The organism is Mycobacterium sp. P2_H7 (assembly GCF_056403275.1).
The window spans coordinates 203220-225588 of the sequence record NZ_JBFUFU010000009.1 but is presented as its reverse complement, the minus strand read 5'-3'; the positions used below and the strand labels follow the sequence as shown (position 1 = coordinate 225588).

Below are 22369 nucleotides of genomic sequence, written 5' to 3'. Positions count from 1 at the left end.
CAAATGGTCTACGCGTGCCGTGAGACGTTAGTAGACTGATCGGTACACCGCAATCACCCCCAGGTAGGAAAAACCGCGCATGCAAGCCAAAGAGCGGCTCATCACCAGTGCCGTCGACCTCATCCGGCGCAACGGCGTCGCAGGTACCGGCCTCGCACTGCTGCTCGAACTGAGCGGGACGGCCCGGCGGTCGCTCTACCTGAATTTCCCCGGCGGCAAGGCCGAACTCATCGCCCACGCCACCGCGGTGGCCGGCAAGGTCACCGGCGCAGCCATCGACCAACTGGCCCGCGACGGCGATCCCGTCAGCGTCATCCAGCGGTTCATCGCCGGCTGGACCCAGGCGCTGAAGGCCACCGACTTCACCGCCGGGTGCCCCATCGTGGCCGCCGCCCTCGGGCGTTCGGAGGCCTCAGTGGCCGCCGAGACCGCGGGCGAGGTGTTCATCGACTGGGAGCGGCGCCTGACCGGTCACCTGGAGGCGGCCGAGCTGACACCCGAGGACGCCGCGCAGCTGGCCACCATGACCGTCGCCGCGGTGGAGGGTGCCATCGTCATGTGCCAGGCCACCCGCTCGGAAGAACCGCTGCGCCGGGTCGAGGCCGGGCTGATCGAGCTGTATCGGCTGAAGGCCCCCACTCCCGCTACGGGGTCGGCGTCGGGATCGGATCCAGCGCCTTGAGCTTACCGTCGTCACCGATCTGGAAGCGCACCTGCGCGATACCTGTTGGGCAGCACGGCTTGTCCGCGCCCTGCAGCCACTGATATTGCACCGTCGCTATTCTGTCCCCCAGCGGCACGACGGTGGTGTACGGGCGCGGCCGCGGCGTCGGCGGACCCAGCGGCGAGTTGCGATCGAAGAACAGGACTTGGGTCGCGGCGTCGGGGGCGGTGTCCCCGGTGCCGACGATCACCCAGTGCAGCCGGCAGTCACCGGTGTGCCCGTTCGACGTTTCGTGCCAGCGGTCGCCCAGTTTCTGGACGGCAGCAGACACCGTGGCCGCGGTCGGGGTGTCCTCGGCTTTGCAATCCACCGATCGGGTGGATCCCGAATTCGGTGGGCTCCAGCCGCACGACGCGGCGACGATAGTGACCATGGCGAGGAGCGGGATCATCCGCGAGGGCCGCATGGTGCGAGCTTACGGACGGATGGGGCAGCGAACACTGCAGGTAGCATCGGCCACATGGGTTTTGGACATTTGCGCCGGTTGACCGTCGTCGGCGCGTTGGCGGCTTCGGCGCTGGCAATCGGCGCCACCCCCGCTGCCTCCGCCGACCCGTGCCCCGATGCCGAGGTGGTGTTCGCCCGCGGCAGCGACGAGCCGCCCGGCGTCGGCACCGTCGGCCAGGCGTTCATCGATTCCCTGCGCGGGATGCTCCCGGGAAAGTCTGTCGGCGTCTATGCGGTGAACTACCCGGCCTCCGGTGATTTCAACAACAAGGCGGTTTTCCCGGGAACGATGTTCGACGGTGTCCACGACACCACCTCGCATCTTCAGTCGATGGCCGCGAACTGCCCGAACACCAAACTCCTGCTCGGCGGCTATTCGCAAGGCGCGGCGGTGGCCGCGTATGCCACCACCGCCGACATCCCCGCCGCAGTGCACGACCACGTCGCCGGGATCGTGCTCTTCGGTAAGCCGACACCGGCGTTGCTGTCCGGGTTCGGCGCGCCGGCCGCGAACATCTCACCGCTGTACGACGGCAAATCGCTGGATCTGTGCGCACCCGGCGACAGCATCTGCGACGGTTCGCCGGGTTCGCTCTTCTCGTCGCTGGCCCACGCCCTCTATCCCCTCAACGGCTTGGTCACCACCGCGGCGTCGAAGGCTGCCGGCAGGCTCGTCTAGACAGGCCGGAAAGCACGAAGGCCAGCGCGTGTGCGCTGGCCTTACTTGCTCCCCCGGATGGACTCGAACCATCAACCGTCCGATTAACAGTCGGAAGCTCTGCCAATTGAGCTACAGGGGATTGAACCGAAAACAGACTCTAGCGCATGTGGGGCACGCGGTTCGAATCGGCACGTCAGAACGAGTTTCGCCGGGCGCGATCGCGAACACACAGCCGCGTGAGGCAGGATGGTGAGCGTCTTGCTTGATCGGGGAGGGAGTGCGTGTGTTCCGGTTCGTGTTCGTGCTGGGGGTCGGCTACGTGCTCGGCGCAAAAGCCGGTCGGCACCGGTTCGAACAGATCGCCGGCACGTACAAGGCCGTCACCGAGAACCCGGCCACCAAGGCCGTACTGGACGCGGGGCGCCGCAAGCTGGCCGATCGGGTGTCCCCCGATCCGGCATTGGTGAAGTTGACGGCGATCGACGCCGAGACGACGGTGCTGGAGCCCTTGGCAGACGAGTCCGCCACCAAGCACTAGCGCATCGGGACGTTCCAGGACTGGCCGGGGAGCAGCGGTCCGGAGTTGATGCCGTTGCTGCCGACGGACACGCCGGGGCTGCCGAAGTTGGCGCCGCCGCCATTGGAGTAGGACAGGCACTTGCCGTCCTCTTTGTTGCCGAACCAGGCCAGGCACGGGGCTGCTTGCACCGCATCCTGCGCGCCGTCGACCGAGAACGCCACCAGCGGACCTGCGGCGGCGGCCACCGCGAAAGCGCCCACCAGAACCGCACTCCTAGCTGAGATGATCATGGCCTCACCATAGCGTGCGACCTCCGTTCACGCAGTCATGTCATCACCGCTGGCCTGCTCCAACAGGCTGCGGCGATAGGTCTCCATGGCCACCAGGTCACCGAACAATGCGTGGTATTCGTCGCTGTGATCCACCGGCGACATCCGCTGCAGCTTGGACTTGACCTCGGCGATCTGACGGCCCACCGACACCTCCTGCAAGCGCGCCAGCACCCCGGAGACGTAGCGGACCAGTTTTTCGTCGTCCTCGATGCGGATGGCCTCGACGCCGAGTTCGTTGACCAGGTTCTTGCCCTCGGGCGAATCCTGCAGATCGCGGACCGTGTCGATCCACTGCGCACCGGACAGCCCGGCCGACATCCCGCCCGCGGCGGCGATGGACGCCCGCACCGCCGCGTACCCGATGTGGGTGAAACTCTCCGCCGTCAAGGAGTCGAAGACCGGGCCCGCCAGCCCCGGGTACTGCAGCGCCGCCTTGAGCGCCTCGCGCTGGGGGCGCAGCGTCGGATCGCGCGGATCGGGGCGGGTGACCGTGACCGCCGGACGGGACCGCGCCGGTTCGGACGGCGTCCGCGACCGGCCGGCGTCGCGTCCCTTCGCGGGACCCTTGCGGCCGGCTTCCTCACGAACCCGCGCGAGGACCTGGGCGACGTTGTCCCAGCCGACCCAACCGGCGAGTTGTCGGGCGTACTCGTCGCGCAGCGTCGGATCCTTGATCCCGGCCACCATCGGCACGCAGCGGCGCAATGCCGCCACCCGGCCCTCGGCGCTGTCCAGGTTGTGGTCGGTCAGCGCGGTGCGGATGGCGAATTCGAACAGCGGGGACCGGCGCGCGACCAAGTCGCGCAGCGCGCCGTCACCGGAGCGCAGCCGCAGATCGCACGGGTCCATCCCGTCGGCGGCCACCGCCACGAAGGACTGGCCTGCCAGGTTCTGTTCCCCCTCGAACGCCTTCACCGCGGCGGCCCGCCCGGCGGCATCGCCGTCGAAGACGTAGATGAGCTCACCGCGAAAGAAGTTGTCGTCCATCATGAGTCGGCGCAGCATGGACAGGTGGTCGTCGCCGAAGGCGGTGCCGCAGGCTGCGACCGCGGTGGTCACCCCGGCCATGTGCATCGCCATCACGTCCGTGTAGCCCTCGACCACGACCGCCTGATGGCCCTTGGCGATATCGCGCTTGGCCAGATCCAGCCCGAACAGCACGTTCGACTTCTTGTACAGCGTCGTCTCGGAGGTGTTGACGTACTTGGCCTCGATGTGGTCGTCGTCGAACAGTCGGCGCGCACCGAAACCGATGGTCTCGCCCGACGACACCCTGATGGGCCACAGCAGCCGTCGGTGGAACCGGTCCATCGGTCCCCGCTTGCCCTCCCGGGACAGCCCGGCGGCCTCCAACTCCTTGAATTCGAATCCCTTGCGCAGCAAGTGCTTTGTCAGGGTCTCCCAGCCCGACGGCGCGTAGCCGCAGCCGAAGCGCTTGGCCGCTTCGGCGTCGAAGTTGCGCTCGATCAGATACTGCCGCGCCGGGGCGGCCTCGTCGGACTGCAACGCCTCGGCGTAGAACTCCTGCGCGGCGGCGTTGGCGGCGATCAGCCTGCTGCGGCTGCCGCGGTCACGCTGAACGTTGGCGGTGGTGCCACCGGTGTAGGTGACGGTGTAGCCGACCTTGTCGGCCAGCAGTTCGACGGCCTCGACGAAGGTGACGTGCTCGATCTTCTGCAGGAAGGCATAGACGTCACCGCCCTCACCACACCCGAAGCAGTGGAAGTGGCCGTGATTGGGCCGCACGTGGAACGACGGCGACTTCTCGTCGTGGAACGGGCACAAGCCCTTGAGTGAATCGACCCCGGCGCGGCGAAGCTGCACATAATCGCCGACGACTTCCTCGATGCGAACGCGGTCACGGATGGCCGCGATATCGCGATCGGGGATGCGCCCACCTGGTGGCATCCGGTCAGTCTAGAGGTCGGGGCGAACGGGCCTCGTGCACTCGTTCCAACCGGCTTTCCGTATAGGACGCGATCTGGTCGATCACGACGCGCAGCCGCGCCCCGTCGTCGCCGGCGGCCTCGAATTCGGGTGCGAACTGCGCGTCCAGGCTGCTGGGCGCCTGCGCCCACAGCACCAGCGCGACCTCCTCGATCAGGGTGCGCTGATCGAGCTGGATCTGCAGGTGCTGGTGATCGGACATGATGAACTGCAACGCCAGCATCTTGAGCACCGCCACCTCGGCGCGCACCAGGGCGGGCACCGCCAGTTCGGTGTCATAGCGGCGCAGCGGGCCGGTACCGGCCACCGCCTGGGTTTGCGTGATCGCCGCGTTGGCGAACCGGCCGACGAGTTCACTGGTCATGTGTTTCAAGGCGACGGAACCGGTCAAAGTACCGTCGAACTTGCCCACCCCGCTCACCACGGGCATCTCCGACAGCCGGTGCGCGGCGGCCAGCAGGTCATCGTGGCTGACCGTCGGGAAGGCGCCGGCACCCAGGCGGGCCAGCCCGTCGGCCGCGTCGTCGTCGGCGAGCACTCGGAGGTCGATGCGGCCCGAGATGACGCCGTCCTCGACATCGTGCACGGAGTAGGCGACGTCGTCGGCCCAGTCCATCACCTGGGCTTCCAGGCAGGTCTGCTCGGCGGGCGCCCCGGCTCGCATCCAGGTCGCGGCGTCGGCGTCGTCGTCGTAGAAACCGAACTTCGTGCGGTCGCCCTCGCGGTACCAGGGGTACTTCATCACCGCGTCCAGCGCCGCCCGGGTCAGGTTCAGACCTGCGGAACGGCCGTCGGGGCCAAGAATTTTGGGCTCCAGCCGGGTCAGGATGCGGAAGTTCTGCGCGTTGCCCTCGAACCCACCGAATGCTTTCGCGATCTCGTTGAGCGCACGTTCGCCGTTGTGGCCGTAGGGCGGATGGCCGATGTCGTGGGCAAGGCCGGCCAGGTCCACCAGGTCGGGGTCGCAGCCCAGCCCGACGGCCATGCCACGGCCGATCTGGGCGACCTCCAACGAGTGGGTCAACCGGGTCCGCGGGGTGTCACCCTGACGAGGCCCGACCACCTGGGTCTTGTCGGCCAGCCGGCGCAGCGCCGCGCAGTGCAGCACCCGGGCCCGGTCCCTGGCGAAGTCGGTGCGGTGCTCGGCACCGGTTCCGGGCAGCGCGGCAGCCTTGGGCGCCTCGTCCACCAGGCGTTGCCTGTCGAGGTCGTCATAGGTATCCGTCACGTTGGCCACTGGCGGACAGTCTGCCAGCTAGATTTGCGAGCATGCGCCTCGCCCGCCTGCTCAGCGTGCTCCTCACCGTGTTGTCTGTCGGCCTTCTGGTCGCGCCTGCCGCGTCCGCCCAACCGCCGTCGCGGTTGTCCACCCAGATCGTGGACAACGCCAACGCGCTCAGCGGACCGGACAAGAACAACATCACCCAAGCCATCGACACGCTCTACAACGACCGGCATGTCCGGCTGTGGGTGGTGTACGTGGACACCTTCTCCGGCCAGGACGCCGAACCGTGGGCGCGGGCCACGCTGCAGGCCAGTGACCTGGGCACGTACGACGCACTGCTGGCCGTCGCCACCACCGACCGGGCGTACGCCTTCCTGGCCGGCGGCGTCGCGGCCAGCAACGCGGAGGCGAACACGCTGCGCCGCAACCAGATCGAGCCAGCCCTGCGACAGGGCAATTGGGCACAGGCCGCGATCGGCGCCGCCGAGGGGCTCAACACGAACACCGCGTCCTCCCCTTCGTCGTCCTCGGACGTCGAGATGAACTGGGTGGGCCTGCTGGCGATCATGGCGGTGATCGGGCTCGCGGTGCTGATCCTGGTGTTGTGGATGCGGCGCCGCCGGCGCAAGCGTCGCGAGGCGGATCTGGCGGCCGCACAGCGCGCCGACCCGACCGACCCCGGGGCGCTGGCCGCGATGCCGCTGGAGACGCTGGACGACCTGTCCCGCTCGATCGTGGTGGAAGTCGACAACGCCGTGCGCACCAGCGACAACGAATTGTCGCTGGCGATCGAGGAATTCGGCGAGAAGGACACCGCACCATTCGTGACGGCCGTCGAGGCCGCGAAAACCACGCTGGGGCAAGCCTTCAACGTGCGCCAGATACTGGACGACACGGTGCCCGAGACGGCCGCGCAGCGTCGCGACCTGCTGACCCGGGTGGTGGTGGCCGCCGCGAAGGCCGACCGCGAACTGGAAACGCAGCGCGGCGCTTTCGCCCAGTTGCGCGATCTGGTGATCAACGCGCCCACGCGCCTGGACACCCTGACCCAGCAGATGGTGGATCTCACCGCACGGCTCGCACCCTCGGAGCAGACGCTGGCCGGCTTGCATCAGCAGTTCGCCGACGCCGCCTTGGCGTCGGTGGCCGGAAACGTCGAAACCGCCAAGCAGCGGGTGGCTTTCGCCGACCACAACATCACCAACGCGCGCAATCTGGTCGCCCGGCCGGTGGGCAGCCAGGCAGGACTGGTGGACGCGGTGCGCGCCGCGGAGTCCGCGCTGGGTCAAGCCCGCACCCTGCTGGACGCCGTGGACAGCGCCGCCACCGACATCAATCGTGCCATCGCGGCCCTGCCCGCGGCGATCACCGACATCCAGAACGGCATCAGCGCTGCGGGTGCCCAACTGGCGCAGGGCAACCTGACGCAGGCAACCGCATTGAGCGCTGCGCGCGACGCCGCGGTGAAGGCGGTCGCGACCGCGCAGGGCAGCGGGAACACCGACCCGCTCGGCGCGTTCACGGATCTGAGTGCCGCCGACGCCGAACTGGACCGGCTGCTGGCCGCCGTGACCGAGGAGCGGGAGACCACCGAACGATTGCGCCGCGCCTATGACCAGGCCTCGTTCAGCGCGCAGTCCCGGGTTCGCGGCGTCTCAGATTTCATCGACACGCGCCGCGGCAGCATCGGTCCCGAGGCCCGTACCAAGCTCGCCGAGGCCGTGCGTCAACTTCAGGCCGCCCAGGACCGGCAGGTCACCAATATCTCTGAAGCCATCCAGTACGCCAACGCGGCGGCGAACCTGGCCGCCCAGGCTCAATCGCTGGCGAATGACGACGTCTCCGCCGCGCAGCGCCACTACAGCGGATACGGCGGCGGCAGCTCGAATTCCGGTGCCGTGCTGGGCGGCATCATCATCGGCAACATCCTGTCCGGCGCCCTGCGCGGCGGGCTCGGCGGCAGCGTCGGTGGCGGCGGAGGCTGGAGTTCGACCTCGTTCGGTGGCTCGGGTAGCTCGGGCGGGTCGTTCGGCGGAGGCGGCGGCCGCTTCTAACCCTTCGGTGCCACCAGCGAGACCTGGCGGGTGGGCACCTTACTGCCGTCGCGGCGGCGGAAACCGATGGCAACCGCGTCGCCGGTACCGGATTCGACGAAGCGGTAGCTGCTGCTGTGGTCGCGGGGCAGATGGCGGTGCCCCCACTCACCGATGGCGGCCAGGACCGGAACCAGGTCATGTCCGGCGTCGGTGAGTACGTACCGGCTGCGGGTGCGGTCACCGGGTTCCTGATAGTCGACCACCTCGAGGATTCCGGCGTCGACCAGCTCGGTGAGCCGGGTGCTGAGCACGTCCGATGCGACACCGAGCCGCTGCCTGAACTCGGAGAATCGCGACCGGCCCAGCAGCGCCTCGCGGATGATCAGCACCGCCCACCGCTGCCCCAGGACGGACATGGTGCGTGCGATGGGGCAGGGATTGTCAGTCCACGAATCGGTGCGCATCGTCATATTCTACCTACATTGGAAATACCAACCCAGCACTGTTACGTTGACCCTGACGCAAGCGGGACACAAGCGAAGGAGAAGACCATGACAGGAACTCACGTTGCCGGCGCGACGGCATTGGTGACCGGCGGCCAACAAGGCCTTGGCAAGGCAATCGTCGCCGCGCTGCTGGAGGCCGGGGCCGCCAAGGTGTATTCGACGAGCAGGCGCGGCGGCACGTCCGAAGATCCCCGCGTGGTGGTGGTTGCGGCCGACGTCACCGACGCCGAGTCGGTCGCACAGCTGGCCGACGCCGCCTCCGACGCCACCATCGTGGTCAACAACGCGGGCGTTCTGGGCGGCAAGTCGCTGCTGCAGGACGACCTCGACGATATCCGCGCCGTCCTGGAGACCAATCTCTATGGGCCGCTGCGGGTCACCCGAGCGTTCGCGCCACTGCTCGCCGGCCGCCAGGGCACCGTCGTCAACATCGCGTCCGTGCTCAGCTGGTTGCCCGGTTACGGTTCCTATGGCGTGTCCAAAGCGGCGCTGTGGTCGGCGACGAACTCGCTACGCCAGGAGCTGGCTGAGCAGGGCACCAATGTCGTCGGCGCCTACCTGGGCTACACCGACACCGACATGACCGCGGACCTCGACGTACCGAAGAACGATCCAGCCGATGTCGCACGCCAGATCGTCGACGGGATCATTGCCGGCGCACCGGAAGTGCTTGCCGACGACTTGACCCGCCAGGTGCACGCTCCCCTCTTCCCGGCCGCCTAGGAGCCTCCGAACATGGCTACCTACAAGGCTTTTCAAGTCACCGGCCAGCGCGAGTTCGCGCTCGTCGAACGCGAGGTCGTGGCACCCCGCCCCGGCGAGGTCCGGGTGCGGGTGCTCAGCTGCGGGGTCTGTCACAGCGACATGCTCGCGGTGGAAGGGCAGCGGCCCGACCCGCAACAGCCGGTGGTGCCCGGCCACGAGATCGTCGGCCTGGTTGACGCCGTCGGCCCCGGGGTGCACGCGTGGGCGCCCGGCGACCGGGTCGGTATCGGATTCCTCGGCGGCCAGTGCAATGAATGCGACTTCTGCCGTCGAGGCGACTTCGTCAACTGCCTCGATCAGCCGACACCGGGCACCAGCACCGATGGCGGATACGCCGAAATCGTGTACGCCCGCGCCACCGGGCTGGTGCGCATCCCCGACGGGTTCGACGCGCACCTCGCCGCTCCCCTGCTCTGCGCCGGTATCACCACCTTCAACGCCCTGCGCGGCGCGAACGCCGCACCCGGTGCGCTGGTGGCAATCCAGGGCATCGGCGGCCTCGGCCACCTCGGGGTGCAGTACGCCAAGGCGCTCGGCTACCGCGTCGCGGCGATCGCGCGCGGACCCGAAAAGGCCGGCCTCGCCAAGCAATTGGGCGCGGACCACTACATCGACAGTGCCGCGGAGGATCCCGGTGCCGCCCTGACGGCCTTGGGCGGAGCCGCCGTCGTCGTCGCCACGGCGGCCAGCGGTGCATCGATGGGACCACTGGTCAGCGGGTTGCGACCGCACGGGCAGCTGGTCGTGGTGGGCGCGGCCTTCGACCCGATCGAGGTGAACACCCTGGACCTGATCTTCGGTGGTCGCAGTGTGGTCGGCAGCCTCACCGGGTCGTCCATCGAGAACGAGGACAACCTGGCGTTCAGCGCCGCCCACGGGATCGCCCCGTTGATCGAGGTCATGCCGTTCGAGCAGGCGCCCCAAGCCTATGAGCGGATGATGTCCGGCGAGGCGCGCTTCCGCATGGTGCTGGACATCGAAGGAGCGGACCGATGACCACGACAGTCGAGCACCTCAACCGCCGGTTGCTGATCAGCCTGCCCGATGCTTACGAGCAGGCCCGCGCGCGTTACGAAACACTGGTCCCGGCAGCCGATCTGGCCGCCTACGGGGACGTCGCCAACTGGGCCGACATGGTCGACAAGGTCAAAGCCCAAGCACCGCACGGCTTCCTGCGCTACGCCACGATCGACGTGGCCCCTACGATGGTGATCTCGAACTCGGGTCGCCCCGCCACCGAGTATCTGATGGGCAACCACACCATCGCCGAACGCATGTACCGGCACGACACGGCGGTGATGCTGCACGCACCGCTGCGCACGTTGATCTACGCCGGAGTGGACGGCACCGTGCTGGCCGTCGACCAGCCGAGCCTGCTGTTCGGCAGCTACGGCAGTCCCGAGATCGCCGCCGTTGGTGTGGAACTCGACGGTCTGCTGGCGACGCTGATCGAACTGCTCGACGGGGAGGTGCCCGCGGCGCTGCGCTGATCAGACATCGCCGAGTGCCTGGTAATCGCTGCCGATCTGACGGATCCGTTCCGCGATGCCGTTCATATCGCTGTTGGACCGCGCCACGATGTCGGCGACCTCGGCGACGCCTTTCGACACCACCGGCAACAGGAAGCGTTCACCCGCGGCATTGGGCGGCACGCTCGCGGCGGCGCTCATCACCCACTGTTTGACGGATTCCAGATCCCGGCGACCCGCCGTCACCACCGCGGCAGACCGATCCATCTCTGCGCCCAGGCGCCGGTCCAGTTCGGCGAGACGGCCGATGTTCCCGGCCAGCTGCTGGTTGCGGTCGCTGTACCCCTGCGCCGCCGTACCGGTCCAGGCGGCGTCCGGCTTGGCGGTCGCGACGGTGCCGTGCAGGTCATCGAGCTGACCGCCCCTGTCGAAGCGGGACCCGTCCACCGGGACACCGGCACCGAGTGTCGCGCGGGCGTCGTCCCACGTCGAAAGAAAAGCCCCCAGAACGCTGATCACCGCCCCCTTCGATCCTGTGACTCAAATCCTAGGTGAGCCCACAGTCCCGTCGGAGCAGTAATTCCGAGCCGAAGACTAGGCGCCCTTCAGCCGGACCGCGAGGTAGTTCGACACCTCGGAGATGGCCACCCGTTCCTGGGCCATCGTGTCGCGCTCACGGATGGTGACCGCCTGGTCCTCCAGCGAGTCGAAGTCCAGGGTGATGCAGAACGGCGTGCCGATCTCGTCCTGACGCCGGTAGCGCCGGCCGATGGCACCCGCGTCGTCGAACTCGATGTTCCACAGCTGACGCAGCTCGGCCGCCAGGTCGCGGGCCTTCGGCGACAGATCGGCGTTGCGCGACAACGGAAGTACCGCCGCCTTGACCGGAGCCAGCCGCGGATCCAGCTTCAGCACGGTGCGCTTGTCCACGCCGCCCTTGGCATTGGGCGCCTCGTCCTCGTGATAGGCGTCGACCAGGAAGGCCATCAGCGAACGGGTCAGGCCGGCCGCCGGTTCGATGACATACGGCGTGTAGCGCGTCTCGGTGCCCTGGTCGTAGTACGTCAGGTCGACACCGGAAGCCTTTGCGTGGCTGGACAAGTCGTGGTCGGTGCGGTTCGCGATGCCTTCGAGCTCACCCCACGGGTTGCCGGCGAAGCCGAACTTGTACTCGATATCGGTGGTGCCGGCGCTGTAATGCGACAGCTTCTCCAGCGGGTGTTCGTAGAGCCGCAGGTTCTCCGGGTTGATGCCCAGGTCGGTGTACCACTTCAGCCGGGTCTCGATCCAGTACTTGTGCCACTCCGGCGCGGTGGACGGCTCGACGAAGAACTCCATCTCCATCTGCTCGAACTCGCGGGTCCGGAAGATGAAGTTGCCCGGGGTGATCTCGTTGCGGAAGCTCTTGCCGATCTGGCCGATGCCGAACGGCGGCTTACGTCGCGCGGTGGTGACTACGTTGGCGAAGTTGACGAAGATGCCCTGCGCGGTCTCGGGCCGCAGGTAGTGCAGGCCCTCCTCGGATTCGATGGGGCCGAGGTAGGTCTTGAGCATCATGTTGAAGTCACGCGGCTCGGTCCACTGGCCCTTGGTGCCGCAGTCTGGGCAGACGATCTCGGTCATCGGCACGTCGTCCGGCTCGCCACCCTTCTTCAGGGCGTAGGCCTCCTGAAGATGGTCCTGCCTGTGTCGCTTGTGGCAGTTCAGGCACTCCACCAGCGGGTCGTTGAACACCGCGACGTGGCCGGAGGCCACCCACACCTGGCGCGGCAGGATGATCGCGCTGTCCAGGCCGACGACGTCATCGCGGCCGGTGACGACGGACCGCCACCACTGCTTCTTGATGTTCTCCTTGAGCTCGACACCCAATGGCCCGTAGTCCCACGCGGACTTCGTGCCGCCGTAGATCTCGCCGGATTGGAAGACCAGGCCACGGCGTTTCGCCAGGTTCGCGACGGTGTCGATGATGGATGCCACGGGTTGACAGCGTAGCGATCAGATTGGGCGCGCCGCGCCGCGGGAGGCCCCGGAAAGCGTTGACATGCGCAGTCACGCATGTAATCTGACTTCATAATGAAAACCGTTTCCACTACTGATCACGAGCACGAGCGCGACGGCGACCCCTTCCCCGAGCTGCCGCCCCGGGAGATCCTGGACACCGCGGGCGATCTGCTGCGCGCGCTGGCCGCGCCGGTGCGCATCGCCCTGGTACTTCAGCTGCGCGAGTCGGCGCGCTGCGTGCACGAACTCGTCGATGCGCTGGACGTGCCCCAGCCACTGGTCAGCCAGCACCTGCGCATCCTCAAGTCCGCCGGGGTGGTCGCCGGTGAGCGCAGCGGCCGCGAGGTGATGTACCGCCTGGTCGACCAACACCTCGCCGAGATCGTGCTGGCCGCGGTCACCCACGCCGGGGAGGACTGCGCATGAGCACTCCGGTACGCGCCACCAGACAGCGGGCGGCCATCTCGGCGCTGCTGGAGAACATCGCGGATTTCCGCTCCGCGCAGGAGTTGCACGACGAACTGCGGCAGCGTGGCGAGAACATCGGCCTGACCACCGTGTACCGGACCTTGCAGTCCATGGCCACGACCGGCCTGGTCGACACGCTGCGCACCGACACCGGCGAATCGGTGTACCGGCGCTGCTCCGAACATCACCACCACCATCTGGTGTGCCGGGCGTGTGGGTCGACGGTCGAGGTCGAGGGCGGAGCGGCGGAAGTGTGGGCCGAGGAGATCGCGGCCGAACACGGTTTCACCGATGTCAGCCACACCATCGAGATCTTCGGGGTGTGCGGTTCCTGCGCGGTCAGCTGACGCGCGCGAACTCCAGCACCGCACCGAGGGTCAGTGGGGCGAGTTCGATCTCGCCGGGCGCGTGCGGGTCCACCCAGATCATCTCGACGATCTCGGCACCCGGCTGCGGCGGCCCGTCCACGCTGACGACGAACAGGTCGGCCGCGACGCGGTGACCGGGTTCGTTGGCCGCCGCCGCGTCATGGTGTCCCAGTGACCGGATGGACCCGTCGACGACGCCGGCGTTGAGTTCCTCACGGACCTCCCGGCACAAGGCCTCGACCGGCGTCTCCCCCGGTTCGAACTTGCCGCCGGGCTGCATGAACGCCGTCGTGCCGCGTTTGCGGACGACCAGGACATGGTTGCGCTCATCGAGGATCACCGCCGCGACGATCCGGATGACGGGAGTCACGTGATGAGTGCCCGGCGTACGTCGGCACCCGTGGACAGCACCATCAGGATCAGCGTGCCGAGCGCCTCGTCCGTCAGACCCGCCGCCGGAAAGTTGTAGCGCAGCAGCACATCCGCCGCACCTTTGTTCTTCTCGGCGGCCTTCTCGGTCAGCGACACCGTGCCCAGCAGGGTGTGGTGCGCATGCTCGCCGACCGTGGCCCGCAGCGCCGCGTCCAACGGCAGATCCCAGGCCAGCATCTGGGTCAGCGCCACCATGTCGAGCCCCTCGGCGATGCTCACCACCCGCAGCGAGGAGAAGGTGCCGTCGTGCTGCACGGTGACCGAACCGTCGTCCTCGTGGGTGGTGGGCAGGATCGCCTCGGCGACCGCCGCCAATCGCTCCGATAGTTCGGCCATCAGGCCCTGCCGAAACGTCGGTTGCGGCTGACGTACTCCTCGCACGCCGCCCACAGGTCGCGCCGGTCGTAGTCCGGCCACAGCTTGTCCTGGAAGACGTACTCGGCGTACGCCGCCTGCCAGATCATGAAGTTGCTGGCCCGCTGCTCCCCCGAGGTCCGGATGAAGAGGTCCACATCGGGAATGTCGGGCCGGTGCAGGTGCTTGGCCAGGGTGGCCTCGGAGATGCGGGACGGGTTCAGCTTGCCCTCGACGGCCTGTTCGGCGATGGCCTTGGCCGCCTCGACGATCTCGGTGCGCCCGCCGTAGTTCACGCAGTAGTTGACGGTGATGACGTCGTTGCCGACCGTCATCTGCTCGGCGATGTCGAATTCCTTGATGACACTGCTCCACATCCGTGGCCTCGAACCCACCCAGCGCATGTTCACGCCCATGGCGTCCAGGTTCTCCCGGCGACGGCGCACCACCTCGCGGTTGAATCCCATCAGGAAGCGCACCTCTTCGGTGCTGCGCTTCCAGTTCTCCGTCGAGAACGCATAGACGGACAGATGCTTGATGCCGAGTTCGATGGCACCGCAGGTGATGTCGATGAGCACCGCCTCACCCATCTTGTGACCCTCGGTGCGGCCCAGCCCGCGCTGGGTGGCCCACCGGCCGTTGCCGTCCATCACCACCGCGACGTGGTTGGGCACCTGGTCGGCGGGGATCTGCGGGGCGGCGGCCTTCGACGGATGCTGAGGCGGGCGGGAGAATGCGCCGTTGGTGCGGGGCGGCAGCGCCGGGAACACCACGGGCCAGCTCGACGTGTCCGGGAAGACCGGATAGTCGTCAGGCGCCGGGGGCAGCTGCGGGTAGGTGGTCTTGCCCCGTTTGGTTGCCATGCGCCATATCCTGCCCGAACGGATCCCCGCGGCGTTCGAGGCCCGCGGTATCTATCCGATAGACACGCTCCACCAGTGGCAACGTCCGCAGCTGACGCTCCAGGTGCCACTGCAGATGAGCGGCCACCAGCCCGCTGGCCTGGCTGCGATGCGACGAGGTGGACGCCTCGGCGAACTCCCAGTCCCCGTCGTGCAAGGCGATCAGCAGGTCCAGCACCGCCTGCGCCGGCGTCGCCGAACCCGACGGCCGGCAGTGCACGCACACGCTGCCGCCCGCCCCGATGTGGAACGCCCGGTGCGGCCCGGGAGCCGCGCAGCGTGCGCATTCGGACAGTGCCGGAGCCCAGCCCGCAATGCCCATGGCCCGCAGCAGATAGGAGTCCAGCACCAGCTCGCGCGGCCGCCTGCCCGCCGCGACCGCCCGCAGCGCCGCCACCGTCAGGCTGTGCAACTCCGGCACCGGGGCGTGTTCCTCACCGGCGAGCCGCTCGGCTGTCTCCAGTACCGCGCACGCACACGTGTAGCGGCCGTAATCGCTGACGATGTCGACGGCGAACGCGTCGATGGACTGGACCTGGGTGACGATGTCGAGGTTGCGGCCGGGGTGCAGCTGAACGTCGATGTGTGCGAACGGTTCCAGCCGGGCCCCGAACTTACTGCGGGTACGGCGCACACCCTTGGCGACGGCACGGACGACACCGTGCTCGCGGGTGAGCAGCGTGACGATACGGTCGGCCTCGCCGAGCTTGTGCTGGCGCAGCACGACCGCTCGATCCCGGTACAACCGCATCGGGCCAGTCTCTCATCGCGTGCCGACACCGGCAGCGACGCAACGCCGGATATTCTCGTTTTCGCCATGTCACCCACCCCGAAACTCCCGACTCTCACCCAGCAGCTCTACCGCCTCGCCAGCGGAGCCACGACATCGGAAGAACTGGTACGCCAGTCCCTGGATGCGATCGAGGCCAGCCAGCCCACGCTGAACGCGTTCCGGGTGGTGCTGGCCGAGAGCGCGGTCGCCGAGGCCGCCGCCGCCGATCGTAAACGCGCTGCGGGACAGCAACTTCCACTCCTCGGCGTGCCCATCGCGGTCAAGGACGACGTGGACGTCGCCGGTGTTCCGACCCGGTTCGGCACCCGCGGCGAGGTGCCTGAAGCCAGCGCGGACGCCGAGGTAGTGCGCCGGTTGCGGGCGGCGGGTGCGGTGATCGTCGGCAAGACCAACACCTGCGAGCTCGGCCAGTGGCCGTTCACCAGCGGACCCGGTTTCGGGCACACCCGCAATCCGTGGTCCCGCGAGCACAGCCCCGGCGGTTCCTCCGGCGGCAGCGCGGCCGCCGTGGCCGCGGGGCTGGTGACGGCGGCCATCGGCTCCGACGGCGCGGGCAGCGTGCGCATTCCGGCGGCATGGACGCACCTGGTCGGCATCAAACCGCAGCGCGGCCGCATCTCCACCTGGCCGCTGCCCGAAGCGTTCAACGGCATCACCGTCAACGGCGTGCTGGCCCGCACCGTCACCGACGCGGCCATCGTGCTGGACGCCGCCTCCGGCAACGCCGACGGTGACCTGCACAAACCCGAACCGATCCGGGCGTCGGAGTACATCGGTCAAGCCCCGGGCTCGCTGCGCATCGCGCTGTCGACGAAGTTCCCGTTCACCTTCTTCCGCGCCCAGCTGCATCCGGAGATCGACGCCGCCCTGCGCGACGTGGCCGCTCACCTGGAACAGCTCGGGCACACCGTCGACGAGGCCGACCCGAACTATGGGCTGAAGATGTCGTGGAATTTCCTGTCCCGGTCCACGTCCGGGCTGCTGGACTGGGGGCACCGCCTCGGACCCGGCATCCGGTGGGACAAGCGCACCGTGAGCAATATGCGCACCGGCCGATTGCTCTCCGAACATGTGCTGCGCAAGGCCCGCGCGGCCGAGGTCGAGGCGCAGCGACGGGTGGGCTGGATCTTCAACATCGCCGACGTGGTGCTCGCGCCCACCACCGCGCTTCCGCCGCCGCGGGTCCACGAGTACGACGAGCGCAGCAGCCTGGCCACCGACCGGGCGATGATTGCGGCCTGCCCGGTGACGTGGCCGTGGAACGTGCTGGGCTGGCCGTCGATCAACGTGCCGGCCGGGTTCACCTCCGACGGTCTGCCGATCGGGGTGCAGCTGATGGGGCCGGAGGGCAGCGAGCCGCTGCTCATTTCGCTGGCCGCCGAACTGGAAGCCATCAGTGGCTGGATGACCAAGCAGCCCGAACCGTGGTGGGCGACTCCCGCGCTGCAGTAATCTCTGTGTCCATGTTCGCTAGAGGTGTGCGCACCCTGCCCGTGCTCGTTGTCGCCGCCGGCTCGGTGCTGACGGCCCCGGCCGCCCACGCCGACAATGTCCGGCTGAACAACAGCGTGATCGCCAACGTGTACACCGTCCAGCACCAGGCCGGCTGCACCAACGATGTGCGGAAGAATCCGCAGCTGCAACTGGCCGCCGAATGGCACGCCAATGACGTGCTCAACAACCGGGCGCTGGACGGCGATCTCGGCTCGGACGGCTCCACCCCGCAGTCGCGCGCCGCCGCCGCCGGCTACAAAGGCACCGTCACGCAGACCGTGGCCATCAATCCGGCGCTGGCCATCAACGGCGTCGAGATCATGAACCAGTGGTACTACCGCCCCGACTACATGGCGATCATGAGCAACTGCGCCAATAGCCAGATGGGCGTGTGGTCGCTCAACAGCCTGGACCGCAGCGTCGTCGTCGCGGTGTACGGCATTCCGGCCTAGCCGCTAGAAGCCCAGCCGCCCAAGCTGTTTCGGGTCACGCTGCCAGTTCTTGGCGATCTTGACCCGCAGGTCCAGGTACACCTTGGTGCCGAGCAGCTTCTCGATCTGGATGCGCGAGGTGGTGCCGACCTCACGCAAGCGGGCGCCGCCCTTACCGATGACGATGCCCTTCTGGCTGTCGCGCTCGACGTACAGAATGGCGCGCACATCGATCAGATCGTCACGGCCCTCACGCTCTTCGATGTCCTCGATGACGACGGCCAGGGAGTGCGGCAGCTCGTCGCGCACCCCTTCCAGTGCCGCCTCGCGGATCAGCTCGGCCATGAGAACTTCCTCGGGCTCATCGGTGAGCTCGCCGTCGGGGTAGTAGGCAGGCCCGGGCGGCAGTTGTGCCACAAAGACATTGATCAACACGTCGAGCTGTTCGCCGGCGGTGGCCGAGACGGGCACGATGTCGGCATCCGGCCCGACCAGCTCACTGACCGCCAACAACTGCGCGGCGACCCGCTCCTTGGCGACCTTGTCGATCTTGGTGACGATCGCGACCAGTTTGGTTCTGGGCGCCACCGCCCGGATCTGCTCGTGGATCCACCGGTCACCGGGACCGATGTTCTCGTCGGCGGGGATGCACAGGCCGATCACGTCGACTTCGGAGTAGGTGTCCTTGACCAACTCGTTGAGTCGCTGCCCGAGCAGGGTCCGGGGCCGATGCAGCCCGGGGGTGTCGACCAGGATGATCTGGAAGTTCTCCCGGTGCACGATGCCGCGGATGGTGTGCCGGGTGGTCTGCGGCCGGTTCGAGGTGATGGCAACCTTCTGGCCTACCAGCGCATTGGTCAACGTCGACTTGCCGGTGTTGGGGCGGCCGACGAAACAGACGAAGCCGGAACGGAACTCGTCACTCACGGGGTTCACACCGCATTTCCGGCCCGGTCGGTGACGATGACGGCCGCGTCCGGCGACAGTTCACGCACCGCGGCGACGCCGGTGTCCTCGGCTGAACCACCCAGCAGGACCGCGGCCTCCAGGCCGGCGGCGCCACTGGACACCGCGGCGGCCACCGCTGCCTGCAGCGCCGTCAGCGTCAGCGCGGCCAGGCCGACCGGGGCGCCGGCGTAGGTGCGGCCGTCCAGGTCGCGGACCGCGGCACCCTCGGTCGCTTCGGCCCTGCCCATCGCGCCGCGGGCCAGCACCACCAGCTTGTTGTCCTCATCGGTGAGGCTCATTGAGCTTCCTCTTCCTCTGTGTTCGCCGGGCTGATCAGCACGGTGCCGATCCGCACCCGACCACGGTGGTCCGGCCCGCCCTCGGCCCGCAATCGCAGCCCGTCCCACGTCACTTCCGCGCCGGGCAGTGGCACGCGGCCCAGTTCGTGGGCCAGCAGCCCGCCGACGGTGTCGACCTCAAGGTCCTCGCCGATCTGCAGTTCCTCGTAGAGCTCGCCGAGGTCCTCGATGGGCAACCGGGTGGAGACCCGGAACTGCTTGTCGCCCAGATCTTCCCAGGGCGCCACCTCGTCGGCGTCGTACTCGTCGTTGATCTCGCCGACGATCTCCTCGAGCACGTCCTCGATGGTGACCAGCCCGGCGATCGCACCGTATTCGTCGACCAGCAGCGCCATGTGGTTGCGGTCGCGCTGCATTTCGCGCAGCAGCATGTCCAACGGTTTGGAATCGGGCACGAACACCGCCGGGCGCATCAGGTCACCCACCCGGGTGTCCAGTTGGCCGGCCTCCGTATACGAATGCTGCACCAGGTCTTTCAGGTACACCACGCCCAGCACGTCGTCGACGTTCTCGCCGATCACCGGGAGCCGGGAATGCCCGCTGCGCACCGCGAGGGAGCTGGCCTGCGTGGTGGTCTTGTCGCCCTCGATCCACACCATCTCGGTGCGGGGCACCATGACCTCACGCGCGGGGGTGTCGCCCAGTTCGAAGACGGACTGGATCATCCTGCGCTCGTCGTCGGCCACGACGCCGCGCTGCTGCGCCAGGTCGACGACCTCGCGGAGCTCGATCTCCGAGGCGAACGGACCGTTGCGGAAACCCCGCCCTGGTGTCAGCGCGTTGCCGATCAGAACCAGCAGCCGGCTGATCGGGGTGAGCAGCACCGAGATCGCCTGCAGCGGAACCGCTGCGGCGAGTGCGATGCTGTAGGCGTTCTGCCGCCCGACGGTCCGTGGCCCGACACCGATGACCACGAAGCTGACCACCACCATGACGGCGGCGGCGGCCACCAGACCCCAGCCGACGCCGAGGTAGCCGTCCAGATAGGACACCAGCAGAACGGTCGCGCTCACCTCGCAGGTGATACGCAGCAGCACCACGAGATTGATGAACCGGGGCCGGTCCCCGATGACCTGGGCCAGACGCGTTGCGCCGGGGCGCTCGTCGCGCACCATCTCGTCGACGCGGGCGATGGACACCGTGCCGATCGCGGCGTCGACGGCGGCGAACAGTCCACCCAGACCGACCAGGACGATCGCGCCGATCAGCGCTGCCAGGCCCGTCACGATTGGTCGTCCGTCACGATTGATCGTCCGTCACGATTGATCGTCCGTCACGATTGATCGTCCGTCACGATTGATCGAAGTATCGCGACTTGTCGAGCAGCCGGCGATCCTTCTCCGTCTGGACATCCTGACGGTAGGTCTGCACCTGATCGGCCACCCACTCTTCGAGCAGACGCCGCTGCAGGGCGAACATCTCTTTCTCCTCATCAGGCTCGGCGTGGTCGTAGCCGAGCAGGTGCAACACGCCGTGCACCGTCAGCAGCGCCAGCTCCTGCCCCAGCGAATGCCCGGCCTGCTCGGCCTGTTTGGCGGCGAACTCCGGACACAGAACGATGTCGCCCAGCATGGACGGGCCGGGTTCGGCCGCGTCGGGCCGCCCGCCCGGCTCCAGCTCGTCCATCGGGAAGCTCATCACGTCGGTCGGCCCGGGCAGGTCCATCCAGCGCATGTGCAGATCGGCCATGGCCGCGGTGTCGAGCAGCACCATGGACAGTTCGGCGGCCGGGTTCACGTCCATGTGGCCGATGACGAAGCGGGCGACGCTGATCAGTTCTTCCTCAGAGACGTCGAACCCCGACTCGTTGGAGACCTCGATACTCATCTACGCGACCGCCCGTTCGACGAGCGGCGTTGGGCGCGGTTGAGCATGCCCGGATCATCATGGCGCGCATAGGCGTCGACGATCTCGGAGACCAGCCGGTGCCGGACGACGTCGGCGCTGGTGAGCTCGGCGAAGTGGATGTCGTCGATGTCGTCGAGGATGGTCATGGCCGCGCGGAGGCCGGAGGCCTGCCCGCCGGCCAGGTCGACCTGCGTGATGTCGCCGGTGACAACCATTTTCGAGTTGAAGCCGAGCCGGGTGAGGAACATCTTCATCTGCTCGGCCGTGGTGTTCTGCGCTTCGTCGAGGATGATGTAGGCGTCGTTCAAGCTGCGGCCGCGCATGAACGCGAGCGGTGCGACCTCGATGACGCCCGACGCCAGCAGGTTGGTGATCACCTCGGGGTCCATCATGTCGTGCAGCGCATCGAGCAGCGGCCGCAGATACGGGTCGATCTTCTCGCTGAGCGTGCCGGGCAGGAAGCCAAGGCGCTCACCGGCTTCCACCGCGGGACGGGTCAGGATGATCCGGTTGACCTGCTTGGCGTGCAGCGCCGCCACCGCTTTGGCCATCGCCAGGTACGTCTTGCCGGTGCCTGCCGGTCCGATGCCGAACACGATGGTGTGGTCGTCGATCGCGTCGACGTAATGCTTCTGGTTCAGCGTCTTGGGCCGGATGGTCTTTCCGCGCCGCACCAGGATGTCCAGCGTCAGCACCTCGGCGGGCGAGGCATCCGATTCGCCGGTCATCATCGAGACGCTGCGCCGAACCGCGTCCGGGTTCAGTGACTGCCCCCCGGCAAGCACGGCCACCAGTTCGCCGACGACCCGTTCGGCCAGCGCCACATCGGCGGGTTGTCCGGACAGGGTGACGGCGTTGCCGCGGACATGGATGTCGGCGGTGAGCAGTGTTTCGAGGGCGCGCAGGTTCTCATCTGCGGAGCCGAGCAGGCCCACGACAGCGTCGGGCGGAACTGTGATGCTGCTGCGCACCTGCGGGGAGGGCGAGTCAGCGGTCGTCTCGCGGGGCGTCACGTGGTGTTTCGTACCTGCTTCCTGTGCTCTGGAGTCGGTGCTGCCAGTTTAGCGCTGGTCACCGACCTGACCCAACGGTTGAGGGCCACCCCGATACCGGGATGGCCCTCAACGACAGTTGTCTGGTGTCAGTGGCTCTGATGCACCGTGGTGTCCACCTGCGGAGCGGTGGCGCTCTGCCCGTTGGAATGAACCCACTCATTGTGTGCGACATCAGCCTGGGCGGGAGCGGCCAAGCCCATTACGGCGGCGGCCATTCCGGCGGCGATGACACTGGCGAAACCGAACTTCTTCATCTTGGTACTTCTTCCTCTTCATTCACCGGC

General features: G+C 67.9%; 28 protein-coding genes and 1 tRNA gene. 11 read left to right on the top strand and 18 right to left on the bottom strand.

Annotation, left to right across the window (positions count from 1 at the left end; genetic code table 11):
• Positions 1-79: 79 nt before the first annotated feature.
• Positions 80-682: a TetR/AcrR family transcriptional regulator gene (locus tag AC1DY7_RS13290; protein WP_477494151.1), complete on the top strand. Its 603-nt coding sequence runs from the start codon at positions 80-82 to the stop codon at positions 680-682.
• Here AC1DY7_RS13290 and AC1DY7_RS13285 read toward each other — a convergent pair.
• Complete coding sequence (locus AC1DY7_RS13285) at positions 645-1130, bottom strand: LppP/LprE family lipoprotein (protein ID WP_477494150.1); 486 nt, start codon at positions 1128-1130, stop codon at positions 645-647. The two genes, AC1DY7_RS13290 and AC1DY7_RS13285, sit on opposite strands and share 38 nt — an antisense overlap.
• Before the next feature lie 54 nt (positions 1131-1184).
• On the opposite strand from AC1DY7_RS13285, the gene AC1DY7_RS13280 reads away from it, so the two are divergent.
• Positions 1185-1850 (top strand): cutinase family protein, encoded by a 666-nt coding sequence (locus AC1DY7_RS13280; protein ID WP_477494149.1) that lies wholly within the window; start codon positions 1185-1187, stop codon positions 1848-1850.
• Between the two features lie 48 nt (positions 1851-1898).
• Here the strand turns inward: AC1DY7_RS13280 and AC1DY7_RS13275 are convergent.
• Positions 1899-1971 (bottom strand) — tRNA-Asn (locus tag AC1DY7_RS13275).
• Between the two features lie 144 nt (positions 1972-2115).
• Here AC1DY7_RS13275 and AC1DY7_RS13270 point away from each other — a divergent pair.
• Positions 2116-2370 (top strand): hypothetical protein, encoded by a 255-nt coding sequence (locus tag AC1DY7_RS13270; protein WP_477494148.1) that lies wholly within the window; start codon positions 2116-2118, stop codon positions 2368-2370.
• Here the strand turns inward: AC1DY7_RS13270 and AC1DY7_RS13265 are convergent.
• The 3 genes from AC1DY7_RS13265 to AC1DY7_RS13255 are packed head-to-tail and all read right to left on the bottom strand — an operon-like array spanning position 2367 to position 5868.
• Positions 2367-2642: a DUF7155 family protein gene (locus AC1DY7_RS13265; RefSeq protein WP_477494147.1), complete on the bottom strand. Its 276-nt coding sequence runs from the start codon at positions 2640-2642 to the stop codon at positions 2367-2369. The two genes, AC1DY7_RS13270 and AC1DY7_RS13265, sit on opposite strands and share 4 nt — an antisense overlap.
• A 27-nt stretch (positions 2643-2669) precedes the next feature.
• Entirely contained in the window at positions 2670-4592 is a 1923-nt protein-coding gene (dnaG, locus tag AC1DY7_RS13260) for a DNA primase (RefSeq protein WP_477494146.1), read from the bottom strand.
• A gap of 4 nt (positions 4593-4596) precedes the next feature.
• A complete protein-coding gene (locus AC1DY7_RS13255; protein WP_477494145.1) occupies positions 4597-5868 on the bottom strand; it encodes a deoxyguanosinetriphosphate triphosphohydrolase in 1272 nt (423 codons plus the stop codon).
• A 32-nt stretch (positions 5869-5900) separates the two neighbouring features.
• Between AC1DY7_RS13255 and AC1DY7_RS13250 the strand changes: the two genes are divergently transcribed.
• Positions 5901-7910: a TPM domain-containing protein gene (locus AC1DY7_RS13250; protein WP_477494144.1), complete on the top strand. Its 2010-nt coding sequence runs from the start codon at positions 5901-5903 to the stop codon at positions 7908-7910.
• On the opposite strand, the gene AC1DY7_RS13245 is transcribed toward AC1DY7_RS13250, so the two are convergent.
• Entirely contained in the window at positions 7907-8356 is a 450-nt protein-coding gene (locus AC1DY7_RS13245; RefSeq protein ID WP_477494143.1) for a winged helix-turn-helix transcriptional regulator, read from the bottom strand. The genes AC1DY7_RS13250 and AC1DY7_RS13245 overlap by 4 nt on opposite strands.
• 87 nt (positions 8357-8443) lie before the next feature.
• Between AC1DY7_RS13245 and AC1DY7_RS13240 the strand changes: the two genes are divergently transcribed.
• From AC1DY7_RS13240 to AC1DY7_RS13230, 3 genes are read left to right on the top strand one after another with little or no spacing between them, the layout of a single operon-like run.
• Positions 8444-9121 carry an SDR family oxidoreductase gene (locus tag AC1DY7_RS13240; RefSeq protein WP_477494142.1) on the top strand — a complete coding sequence of 226 codons (678 nt, stop codon included), beginning with the start codon at positions 8444-8446 and terminating at the stop codon, positions 9119-9121.
• Between the two features lie 12 nt (positions 9122-9133).
• A complete protein-coding gene (locus AC1DY7_RS13235; RefSeq protein WP_477494141.1) occupies positions 9134-10159 on the top strand; it encodes an alcohol dehydrogenase catalytic domain-containing protein in 1026 nt (341 codons plus the stop codon).
• Entirely contained in the window at positions 10156-10653 is a 498-nt protein-coding gene (locus tag AC1DY7_RS13230; RefSeq protein WP_477494140.1) for a DUF302 domain-containing protein, read from the top strand. Before AC1DY7_RS13235 ends, AC1DY7_RS13230 begins: the two co-directional genes overlap by 4 nt.
• Here the strand turns inward: AC1DY7_RS13230 and AC1DY7_RS13225 are convergent, their stop codons facing one another.
• The gene (locus tag AC1DY7_RS13225; protein ID WP_477494139.1) at positions 10654-11151 is read right to left on the bottom strand and encodes an EspA/EspE family type VII secretion system effector; all 498 of its coding nucleotides are present in this window, start codon (positions 11149-11151) and stop codon (positions 10654-10656) included.
• A 75-nt stretch (positions 11152-11226) separates the two neighbouring features.
• Positions 11227-12609: a glycine--tRNA ligase gene (locus AC1DY7_RS13220; RefSeq protein WP_477494138.1), complete on the bottom strand. Its 1383-nt coding sequence runs from the start codon at positions 12607-12609 to the stop codon at positions 11227-11229.
• A gap of 96 nt (positions 12610-12705) precedes the next feature.
• Here AC1DY7_RS13220 and AC1DY7_RS13215 point away from each other — a divergent pair, with 96 nt between their 5' ends.
• Together AC1DY7_RS13215 and AC1DY7_RS13210 are read left to right on the top strand one after the other, a co-directional pair.
• The gene (locus tag AC1DY7_RS13215) at positions 12706-13059 is read left to right on the top strand and encodes an ArsR/SmtB family transcription factor (RefSeq protein ID WP_477494137.1); all 354 of its coding nucleotides are present in this window, start codon (positions 12706-12708) and stop codon (positions 13057-13059) included.
• Positions 13056-13448, top strand: a complete 393-nt coding sequence (locus tag AC1DY7_RS13210) for a Fur family transcriptional regulator (protein ID WP_477494136.1) — start codon at positions 13056-13058, stop codon at positions 13446-13448. Before AC1DY7_RS13215 ends, AC1DY7_RS13210 begins: the two co-directional genes overlap by 4 nt.
• Here AC1DY7_RS13210 and AC1DY7_RS13205 read toward each other — a convergent pair.
• The 4 genes from AC1DY7_RS13205 to recO are packed head-to-tail and all read right to left on the bottom strand — an operon-like array spanning position 13441 to position 15908.
• Positions 13441-13839 (bottom strand): NUDIX hydrolase, encoded by a 399-nt coding sequence (locus AC1DY7_RS13205; RefSeq protein ID WP_477494135.1) that lies wholly within the window; start codon positions 13837-13839, stop codon positions 13441-13443. The two genes, AC1DY7_RS13210 and AC1DY7_RS13205, sit on opposite strands and share 8 nt — an antisense overlap.
• Positions 13836-14237 carry a hypothetical protein gene (locus AC1DY7_RS13200; RefSeq protein WP_477494134.1) on the bottom strand — a complete coding sequence of 134 codons (402 nt, stop codon included), beginning with the start codon at positions 14235-14237 and terminating at the stop codon, positions 13836-13838. The genes AC1DY7_RS13205 and AC1DY7_RS13200 overlap by 4 nt, the downstream gene beginning before the upstream one ends.
• Entirely contained in the window at positions 14237-15118 is an 882-nt protein-coding gene (locus AC1DY7_RS13195) for a decaprenyl diphosphate synthase (RefSeq protein WP_477494133.1), read from the bottom strand. The genes AC1DY7_RS13200 and AC1DY7_RS13195 overlap by 1 nt, the downstream gene beginning before the upstream one ends.
• Positions 15066-15908, bottom strand: coding sequence for a DNA repair protein RecO (gene recO, locus AC1DY7_RS13190; RefSeq protein ID WP_477494132.1), 843 nt, complete (start codon positions 15906-15908; stop codon positions 15066-15068). The genes AC1DY7_RS13195 and recO overlap by 53 nt, the downstream gene beginning before the upstream one ends.
• Positions 15909-15974: 66 nt before the next feature.
• Here recO and AC1DY7_RS13185 point away from each other — a divergent pair, with 66 nt between their 5' ends.
• On the top strand, positions 15975-17402 hold the full coding sequence (locus AC1DY7_RS13185; RefSeq protein WP_477494131.1) for an amidase: 1428 nt from the start codon (positions 15975-15977) through the stop codon (positions 17400-17402).
• Positions 17403-17413: 11 nt separating this feature from the next.
• Entirely contained in the window at positions 17414-17896 is a 483-nt protein-coding gene (locus tag AC1DY7_RS13180; RefSeq protein ID WP_477494130.1) for a CAP domain-containing protein, read from the top strand.
• A 3-nt stretch (positions 17897-17899) separates the two neighbouring features.
• Here AC1DY7_RS13180 and era read toward each other — a convergent pair whose 3' ends face one another.
• The 6 genes from era to AC1DY7_RS13150 all read right to left on the bottom strand — a co-directional run bounded on the left by era (position 17900) and on the right by AC1DY7_RS13150 (position 22339).
• On the bottom strand, positions 17900-18802 hold the full coding sequence (gene era / locus AC1DY7_RS13175) for a GTPase Era (RefSeq protein ID WP_477494129.1): 903 nt from the start codon (positions 18800-18802) through the stop codon (positions 17900-17902).
• 5 nt (positions 18803-18807) lie between these two features.
• On the bottom strand, positions 18808-19122 hold the full coding sequence (locus AC1DY7_RS13170; protein ID WP_477494128.1) for a cytidine deaminase: 315 nt from the start codon (positions 19120-19122) through the stop codon (positions 18808-18810).
• Positions 19119-20408 carry a hemolysin family protein gene (locus tag AC1DY7_RS13165; RefSeq protein ID WP_477494127.1) on the bottom strand — a complete coding sequence of 430 codons (1290 nt, stop codon included), beginning with the start codon at positions 20406-20408 and terminating at the stop codon, positions 19119-19121. The genes AC1DY7_RS13170 and AC1DY7_RS13165 overlap by 4 nt, the downstream gene beginning before the upstream one ends.
• A 64-nt stretch (positions 20409-20472) precedes the next feature.
• Entirely contained in the window at positions 20473-21009 is a 537-nt protein-coding gene (ybeY, locus tag AC1DY7_RS13160; protein WP_477494126.1) for an rRNA maturation RNase YbeY, read from the bottom strand.
• The gene (locus tag AC1DY7_RS13155; protein ID WP_477494125.1) at positions 21006-22043 is read right to left on the bottom strand and encodes a PhoH family protein; all 1038 of its coding nucleotides are present in this window, start codon (positions 22041-22043) and stop codon (positions 21006-21008) included. The genes ybeY and AC1DY7_RS13155 overlap by 4 nt, the downstream gene beginning before the upstream one ends.
• A 128-nt stretch (positions 22044-22171) precedes the next feature.
• Entirely contained in the window at positions 22172-22339 is a 168-nt protein-coding gene (locus tag AC1DY7_RS13150; protein ID WP_477494124.1) for a hypothetical protein, read from the bottom strand.
• Between the last annotated feature and the right edge of the window lie 30 nt (positions 22340-22369).